Annotated in this window: 6 protein-coding genes; 2 read left to right on the top strand and 4 right to left on the bottom strand. The window is 74.2% G+C overall.

Annotation, left to right across the window (positions count from 1 at the left end; translation table 11 throughout):
- Window positions 1-111 precede the first annotated feature (111 nt).
- The 3 genes from ABTZ17_RS35060 to ABTZ17_RS35050 all read right to left on the bottom strand — a co-directional run bounded on the left by ABTZ17_RS35060 (window position 112) and on the right by ABTZ17_RS35050 (window position 4,830).
- Window positions 112-2,322, bottom strand: a complete 2,211-nt coding sequence (locus ABTZ17_RS35060; RefSeq protein WP_352199858.1) for a SpoIIE family protein phosphatase — start codon at window positions 2,320-2,322, stop codon at window positions 112-114.
- A gap of 227 nt (window positions 2,323-2,549) precedes the next feature.
- On the bottom strand, window positions 2,550-3,233 hold the full coding sequence (fomD, locus tag ABTZ17_RS35055) for a cytidylyl-2-hydroxypropylphosphonate hydrolase (RefSeq protein WP_352199857.1): 684 nt from the start codon (window positions 3,231-3,233) through the stop codon (window positions 2,550-2,552).
- A gap of 121 nt (window positions 3,234-3,354) precedes the next feature.
- On the bottom strand, window positions 3,355-4,830 hold the full coding sequence (locus ABTZ17_RS35050; RefSeq protein ID WP_352199856.1) for a class II fumarate hydratase: 1,476 nt from the start codon (window positions 4,828-4,830) through the stop codon (window positions 3,355-3,357).
- Window positions 4,831-4,935: 105 nt separating this feature from the next.
- Between ABTZ17_RS35050 and ABTZ17_RS35045 the strand changes: the two genes are divergently transcribed.
- A complete protein-coding gene (locus ABTZ17_RS35045) occupies window positions 4,936-6,459 on the top strand; it encodes a ricin-type beta-trefoil lectin domain protein (protein ID WP_352199855.1) in 1,524 nt (507 codons plus the stop codon).
- 78 nt (window positions 6,460-6,537) lie between these two features.
- Here the strand turns inward: ABTZ17_RS35045 and ABTZ17_RS35040 are convergent, their stop codons facing one another.
- Window positions 6,538-7,353, bottom strand: coding sequence for an arylamine N-acetyltransferase family protein (locus ABTZ17_RS35040; protein WP_352199854.1), 816 nt, complete (start codon window positions 7,351-7,353; stop codon window positions 6,538-6,540).
- A 128-nt stretch (window positions 7,354-7,481) separates the two neighbouring features.
- Here ABTZ17_RS35040 and ABTZ17_RS35035 point away from each other — a divergent pair, with 128 nt between their 5' ends.
- On the top strand, window positions 7,482-8,036 hold the full coding sequence (locus tag ABTZ17_RS35035) for a dirigent protein (protein WP_352199853.1): 555 nt from the start codon (window positions 7,482-7,484) through the stop codon (window positions 8,034-8,036).
- Window positions 8,037-8,107 lie beyond the last annotated feature (71 nt).

Below are 8,107 nucleotides of genomic sequence, written 5' to 3'. Positions count from 1 at the left end.
TTACAGAGGTGTGATATTCCGAGGGGGGGCCCACCCACCTGCGGGGGGGCCCCCCCCTCCGTCATGTCGTCCCGTGCGGGGCGTCCTGCCGCGAACCTCGCGCGCGGCCGGTCAGCCGCGGCGCGGGGGCAGCGGCAGCTCGAACCAGACCACCTTGCCGCTGCTGAGCCGGGTGGCACCCCACCGCCGGGCCAGCCGGTTGACCAGGAACAGCCCGCGGCCGTTCTCGTCGGTCTCCCGGGCCCGGCGCTGCCGCGGCAGCTGCGGGGAGTCGTCCCCGACCTCGCAGCGCAGCACGTCGGTCCGCAGCAGCCGCAGGGTCACCGGACGCTCGGCGAACCGCACGGCGTTCGTGACCACCTCGCTGACGAGCAGCTCCAGCGAGTCCCCGAGCTCCTCCTCCAACCCCCAGCGGTCCAGGGCCCGGCGGGCGAAGCGGCGGGCCCGCCCCGGCGCGGTCTCCTCCGGGTCCAGTAACCAGTAGGCGACGTCGCTGGGCGCGATCCCGTCGAAACGGGCGGCGAGCAGGGCGATGTCGTCGTCCCGGTCGCCGGGCCCGAGCATGTCGAGCACGTCGTCGCAGAGGGCCTCCAGCGGCGGAGGGTGGTCGATGCCGGTGAGCTGGGCGGTGGTGGCCAGCCGCTCCCGCAGCTGCTCGATGCCCGTCCACACGTCCCGCATCCGGGACTCCACCAGACCGTCGGTGTAGAGCAGCAGGGTGGCCCCGGCGGGGGCGTCGAGCTCCACCGCCTCGAAGTCCACCCCGCCCACGCCGATCGGGGCGCCGGGCGGCACCCGCAGCACCTCGGCGCGACCGCCCAGGTGCAGCAGGACCGGCGGCGGGTGCCCGGCGTTGGCCACCGTGATCCGGTGCGAGACCGGGTCGTACACGGCGTACAGGCAGGTGGCCATCCGGTCCGAGCCCAGCCGTTGGGCCTGCTCGTCCAGGTGGTGCAGGACCTCGGCGGGCGGCAGGTCCAGTTGGGCCAGGGTCTGCGCCGTGGTCCGCAGCTGCCCCATGATCGCGGCCGAGGTCATGGAGTGGCCCATCACGTCGCCCACGACCAGCGCGACCCGGCTGCCGGGCAGCGGTATGGCGTCGTACCAGTCGCCGCCGACCCGGGCGGTCTCCGCCGCGGGCAGGTAACGGGAGGCCAGCCGCACCCCGGTGGGCTGCGGCAGCCCTTCGGGGAGCATGGTCCGCTGGAGCTCGTCGGCGATGTACGCCTCCCGCCCGTACAGCACGGCCTTGTCGATGCCGAGGGCGGTGTGGGTGGCCAGCTGGGCCGCGACCAGCAGGTCGTTGGGCTCGAAGGCGGGCCGCTCGGGGCTGCGCAGGAACACCGCGGCGCCGATCACCCGGCGGCGGCCCCGCAGCGGGGCCAGGATGGCCCGCTGACCGCGCGGCAGCGGGTGCCCTTCCCCCAGCAGCTCCGGCAGGGCCGCGCGGGCCGTGGCGGCCGACCCGAAGACCGGCCGGACCCCGCGCAGCACCTCCGCGAGGGCGCCGCCCTGGCGGATCTCGCACAGCTCGGCGGCGGGCAGGTCGCCCTGCGGGCCGAGCAGCGGGAGCTGGCTGAAGTCGAGCGGCCGGGCCGGGTCGGCCGGATCGCCGCCGGTACCGGCCGGGGCTCCGGCGGCACCGGGGGCCGGCGCCGGACCGGGGGTCGGGGCCCGGCCCGCGGAGGCCGCGAGCTCGGTGAGGTCGTCGATGGGGCGGAGCCGGTCGGTGCGGCGCAGCCGCAGCACCACCGGTCCGGCCGGTCGTTCGTCGCCCACCGGCAGCGGATCGCGCAGGTAGACCAGGATGGCGTCGGAGAAGGTGGGGACGGTGGCCCGGCACAGGCCGAGCACGATCTCGTCCAGATCGATGCCGCGGGCGATCCGCCGGGTGGCGGCGCCCACGAAGCGGAGCCGGTCGCCCTCGCGGCGGGCCGCCGAACCGGCATCGCCGCCCCCGCCCGGTATGCCGCCGCCGGAGCCCGGATGGCCGCCACCGGGCCCGCCCGTGACCCCGGCGGGCAGGCCGGAGGCGGAGCGGGCCGCGGATTCGTCGCGGGCGTGGGGGAGGGGCGTGCCGTGCTCGCGGCGGGCGCCGGGCACCTTCTCGCCGCCCTGTCGGGTGGCCTGGGCGGCGGGCGGTGGAGTCTTCCCGTGGCCCTCGGTGTCGGCGGCGGCGCGGGCCGTCCGGCGGGTGCCGCGCTCGGCGGCCTGCGGCTGCGACGGCAGCTCGGACCCGCCCGGTGGCGTGGCCGCGGCGGCACCGGCCGCGGCCCCGGCACCAGGCTGCGGGGCCTCGTGCGAGGTGGGGTACTCCGTCACGCGTGGAATTCCGTCCGTTCGCGCTCGATGTGCGCTGCACTCAACTCGTTCAGTCGCGGTATACCCGCTCAGGCCCGGGGGCACCGTCGCCCCGGGCACACCTTCCCGGAAGTCCGTCCGGGAGCCCCCCTGATTGTCGGTCAAGTCCTGCGCACGGCATCAGAATTACGGATGAGGCTTTGCGGAGGACGATCCTACGTTTGGACCCGGGGGTCTCATCAAGGGTCTCATGTCGTCAAGTGCGCCGGGGTGCGGTCCCAGTCCTCGGGCAGGACGGGCACTCCCCAGGCCGGGTCGGGGCGCCAGTCCTGCCATCCGGCGGAGAAGGGTTCGCCCCAGCGTTCGATGAGTTCGACGGCCGCCACCCCGGCCTGCCGGACCCGTTCGGCCCGCGCCGCGTCCAGCAGTCCCGCGTGCTGGGCCTGCGCGAACTCGTCCTCGTCGCGCCAGGCCCAGGTGCGGTCGGGGTAGACCGAGATGTCGAGGAAGTGGTCCTCGGAGTCCACCCCGCCGGCCCAGCGCTGCCGGGGCTCCTCCAGGTTCACGTACCAGCTCTTGAACTCCCAGCCGCGGTCCCAGAACAGCCACACCGACCAGGGGTCCCCGGGGCGGGCCAGCTTGAGGACCCCGGTGCCCCACCAGCGGGAGCGGACCGTGGTGCGCGGGGCGGTGTAGCGGGTGGCCAGCGGCTCCTCGTGGACGGCCGTGCCGTCCAGGAGCACCGGCTTGACGCACTCGGTGCCCGGGGCCATCCACACGGCCAGCAGGTCGGGGGCGTCCCGGACCACGGTCACCGGCCGGCAGATGTGCACGTGCCCCTTCAGGTCGGGGGCGCTGTCGCGGTAGCGCCAGAGGATGTGGTCCCCGGGCGCCCAGCGCGTCCCCCGCGCGATGCCTGCCGTTCCTGTCATGCGCAGATATTAGGGCTGGGGCCCCCGGGACCGCTGCGGTGCAGGTCACGGACCGGTTTCGGCTGGAAACCGACCCTCGTGCGGGTGCGTGCGGCGGCTCCGGGGGCCCCGGCGGGGTGCCTCAGGGGTGGGTCATGCGGAGCACGTCGAGGGCTTCGTCCAACTGCTCCTCGGTCAGGTCCCCGCGGTCCACGTACCCGCCTTCGAGGACGGTCTGCCGGATCGTCTTGCGCTCGGCGAGGGCCCGCTTGGCCACCTTGGCGGCCTCCTCGTAGCCGATGTACTTGTTGAGCGGGGTCACCACGGAGGGCGAGGATTCGGCGTACTCCCTGGCCCGTTCCACATTGGCGGTGATCCCGGCCACCGTACGGTCGGCCAGCAGTCGGGAGGCCGAGGCCAGCAGCCGCACCGATTCCAGCAGGTTCCGGGCGAGCACCGGCAGCATCACGTTGAGCTCGAAGTTGCCCGCGGCGCCCGCCACGGTCACCGCGGTGTCGTTCCCCGTCACCTGGGCGGCGACCATGAGCACCGCCTCGGGGATCACCGGATTGACCTTCCCGGGCATGATCGAGGAGCCCGGCTGGAGATCCGGCAGATTGATTTCGGCCAATCCTGTCCGCGGTCCGGAGGACATCCAACGCAGATCGTTCGCAATCTTCGTCAGCGAGACCGCGATCGTCCGCAGCTGGCCGGAGGTCTCCACGAGCGCGTCCCGGGCCCCTTGGGCCTCGAAGTGGTCCCGAGCCTCCGTCAGCGGCAGCCCGGTGGCGGCCGCCACCTCGGCGATCACGGCCGCCGAGAACCCGGGCGGGGTGTTGATGCCGGTGCCCACGGCGGTGCCGCCCAGCGGGAGTTCGGCGAGCCTCGGCAGCGCCGACCGCAGCCGCTCCACCCCGTAGTGGATCTGGGCCGCGTACCCGCCGAACTCCTGGCCCAGCGTGACCGGGGTGGCGTCCATCAGGTGGGTCCGGCCGGCCTTCACCACCGGGGCGAACTCCTCCGCCTTGGCCGCGAGCGCCGCCTCCAGGTGCAGCAGCGCCGGCACCAGGTCCCGCGTGACGGCCGCCACCGCCGCCACGTGGATCGAGGAGGGGAACACGTCGTTCGAGCTCTGCGAGGCGTTGACCTGGTCATTGGGGTGCACGGGGCGACCGAGTCGCTCCTCGGCCAGGGTGGCCAGCACCTCGTTCATGTTCATGTTGGAGGAGGTGCCCGAACCGGTCTGGAAGACGTCCACCGGGAACTCCGCGTCCCAGCGGCCCGCCGCGACCTCCTCCGCCGCCGCCGCGATGGCCTCCGCCACCTCCGGGGCCACCACGCCGAGCCGGGAGTTCACGGCGGCCGCGGCCCCCTTGATGCGGGCCAGCGCCTCGATGTGGGCGCGCTCCAGGCGCTGCCCGGAGACGGGGAAGTTCTCCACCGCCCGCTGGGTCTGGGCCCGCCACTTGGCGCGGGCCGGGACCCGTACCTCGCCCATCGAGTCGTGCTCGACGCGGAACTCTCCGGCGTCCTGTCCGTGCGGGTGCGGGTGCGGGTGCGGGTGCGACCGCGGGGTCTCCGTCTCGTCGTGCGCGCGCCGGTCCCGGTCGTCCGTCATGTCCTCGGCCTCCTGAAAAAGTTGAGCAATTGTCTTGTTCGGAGCGTTCCCAAGTCACCTACCGGCCAGTAAATACCGGGGTGACACTGACATCGGGGAGGCGTCATGGCCCGTACGAAACCCAGGTTCAGATCTTCCTTGGCCGCCCTCGCGGCCCTCGCCGCCGCCCTCGGCGGCGTCACCGCGATCACCCCGCCGGCCCAGGCGGCCCCGGTCGCCGCCGCGGCCGTGACCCCGCTGCCCCCGGAGCTGGAATCCGTGCGGGCCGCCGAGGCCACCCGCCTGTACGGGGACCCGGCCGTCCGCCCCGTGGCCGAGCGGAAGACCGGGCTGATCTCCCTCGGCGACAGCGAGATCTCGGGAGAGGGCGTCGGCACCTACGACCCCGCCACCAACACCCCGTCGAACCAGTGCCACCGCTCCCCGGAAGCCGCCGTCCACCGCACCGGCATCCCCGCCGACCTCACCTTCAACGTGGCCTGTTCCGGCGCCTCCACCGGCAACATCCGGATCGGCGGGAGCAAGCAGTACGCCGACGAGCTCGTGCAGAGCGACAGCCTCGCCATCAAGGCCCGCAACACCCGCGTCAAGCTGGTCCTGCTGGTCGTCGGAGCCAATGACGACCTGCAGTTCGGCCCCGTGATGACCGACTGCGTCACCCGCTGGATCCTCGTCCAGGGCACCTGCCGGCCCGTCTACGAGCCGGGCTGGCAGGCCCGGGTGAACGGGCTGCGCCCCAAGGTCGAGGCCACCGTCGCCGACCTCAGGACGGTGATGCGCGGCGCAGGATACGCCGACTCCGACTACAAGCTCGTCGTGATGGGCTACCCCAGCCCCATCGGCCCCGACTTCCACGACAACCCCTCCTTCCCCGGCAAGCTCCCCGGTGGCTGCGCGGGCTACGACTCCGACGCCCGCTGGGGCCGCGACCACGCCGTCCCCGCCTTCGAGAAGGGCGTCCGCGAGGCGGCCCGCGCCTCCGGCGCCCTCTACCTGGACAACTCCCGTCTCTTCCACGGCCACGAGGTCTGCATGGAGGACACCTGGGCCCGCGGGCTCTACCTGGACCTGGGTGATCACTTCCCCTGGGACGAGAACACCGTGCGGCAGTCGTTCCATCCCAACGCCCGCGGACACGGCGCGTTCGCGACCTGCCTGACCCGTTTCTACGCGTCCGACCTGCGCGAGGCGTCCTGCGCCGACCCGGCGAGCACCGGCACCCCGGTCCTCACCCCCGGAGCCTGGGACGACCTCTTCCGCCCGCTGAAGAACGCGGGCACCGGAGGCTGCCTCGACGTCGACGGCGCCACCAGCGCCAACGGGACGGCCGTCCTCGGCTGGGACTGCCACGGCGGTCGCAACCAGGGCTGGTGGTACGACTCCACCCGCCGCTCCGTCCGCACCGAACTCACCCACGACCGCTGCCTCGACGTTCCCGGCGGCAACACCGAAGCCGGCACCGCCCTCATCCTGTGGAACTGCCACGGCGGCACCAACCAGCAGTTCCTCCGCGAGGCCGGCACCCTCCGCCCCGCCGCCGCCCCCTCCCTCTGCGTCACCCTCACCACCCCGAACAGCCCCGCCCGCCTCCGACCCTGCACGGGCGCCCCGACCCAGTCCTTCTCCTGACGGAACCGGCTCCGGTGCCCACGCCGGCGGGCGTGGGCACCGGAGCCGACCGGGGAGCGAGGGACTCGCTCCGGCCCGCTACGGGATCGTCGGGGCGCGGTCCAGGGTGAGGCCGAAGTGCCGGCGGTGGGCCGCGAGGCGGCCCCCGTCGTCCGGGAGGGGTGTCTCGGTGCGCTCGCCCGCGGCCGTGGTCGTGATCAGGGTGCGGCCGGAGAGCGTCGTGCGGCCCGTCTCCGTGAGGAGGGTGCACACCGGCCCGCGCGTGAAGTGGGAGAGCGGCGAGGTCCGGTGCCACCAGGAGGCCGCCGCGAAGTCCGGCAGCGTGCGCGGGCGCAGGGACAGCCGGTACTGCCGCACCCCGTCCTGCCACAGGTCCAGGTCGCCCTCGGGGGCTCCCTCGGCGGGGGCGAGGCGGAACACCCCGGCCGGGTCGGTCTGTTCGCCGCGCTCCTCCAGGGCCAGGGGGTGGTGGGCGTGGTCCCCGAAGCCCACGTCCGCCAGCCACACCACACCGTCCGCGTCCGTGACCCGCAGCGCCAGGTGTCCGTACGGGATCCCCGGCGCCTCGGCCTCCGGCGAGGGGAAGACCCGGGCCTCCAGCAGGTCCACCCCGTACCCCAGCGAGCGCAGCAGCAGCGCGAAGGCACCGTTGAGTTCGAAGCAGAACCCGCCCCGACCCCGCACCAACAGCTTGTCGAGGAGGTCCGCCGGCTCCAACGAGACGTCCTCGCCGAGGTGCAGGGACAGGTTCTCGAAGGGCACGGACCGCAGGTGCCGCAGGTGCAGCTGCCGCAGGGCCTCCGCGTCGGCGCGGGCGGGCCGCGCCGGGGCGCCTATCCGCCGCAGGTAGGAGTCGAGCCACGGCTCGGTGAGCGTGAGCGTACTGGTGTCCATGGGGGCCAGTCTGGCCCACGGAACCGGGCCCCCAGCGGCCTGACGGGCGGATCCACGACCCGCGGCGGACAATGGTGGGCGTGCCCGGGGGGGATCAGCCGACGTCGCCGACGCGCAGGAGGCAGCACATGTCCGGTACCCCCCGTCACCACGCGACCCCCCGGGACCGGCGGCGGTCCAGGCGCCCCGGCGCGCTCGCCGCGCTCGGCGCCTGCGCGGCCGCGGCCGTCGTCTTCGGGGCCCCGCTCCCCGCCTCCGCGGCCGACCCGCCGACCGAGTTCACCCTCTACGCCAAGGAACTCCCCGCGGACGAGAGCGACGGCAGCAGCGAGAGCACGGACCGGCCCGAGGTCGGGGACACCTTCGCCTTCGCGGACGACCTGTACCGAGTCAAGGACGGCCCGGTCGTGGGCCGGGACGGCGTGAGCTGCGTGGTGGTCCGGGCCTCCGGCTCCGGGGGCGACATGCACTGCGCGGGCACCCTGGTGCTCAACGGCGGTCCCGGCGGGCAGATCGCCGCGCAGGGGCTGACCCAGTTCGACATGACGGACTCGGCGATGTCCGGCTACGACATCGCGGTCACCGGCGGCACGGGCGACTTCAAGGACGCCCGCGGCTACATCCGCGTCACCGACGAGGGCGACGGCTACCAGAAGATGGACTTCCGCCTCACCGGCCGCTGACCGGGCCACCGAACGGCCCGACCCCGGTTCCACCCGCCGCGGCGGGTGGAACCGGGGTCGGGGCCGGGGAA

Origin of the sequence: Streptomyces sp. NPDC097619 (assembly GCF_040302735.1) — a bacterium.
Taxonomy (GTDB): domain Bacteria; phylum Actinomycetota; class Actinomycetes; order Streptomycetales; family Streptomycetaceae; genus Streptomyces.
The sequence above is the reverse complement of the archived record's forward strand: the minus strand, read 5'-3'. Positions and strand labels throughout refer to the sequence as shown.

Coding starts and splice junctions, on each gene's coding strand:
- ABTZ17_RS35050 (WP_352199856.1), bottom strand. CDS start 4,830: ATGACGGACGACCGGGACCGGCGCGCGCACGACGAGACGGAGACCCCG.
- ABTZ17_RS35045 (WP_352199855.1), top strand. CDS start 4,936: ATGGCCCGTACGAAACCCAGGTTCAGATCTTCCTTGGCCGCCCTCGCG.
- ABTZ17_RS35040 (WP_352199854.1), bottom strand. CDS start 7,353: ATGGACACCAGTACGCTCACGCTCACCGAGCCGTGGCTCGACTCCTAC.
- fomD (WP_352199857.1), bottom strand. CDS start 3,233: ATGACAGGAACGGCAGGCATCGCGCGGGGGACGCGCTGGGCGCCCGGG.
- ABTZ17_RS35035 (WP_352199853.1), top strand. CDS start 7,482: ATGTCCGGTACCCCCCGTCACCACGCGACCCCCCGGGACCGGCGGCGG.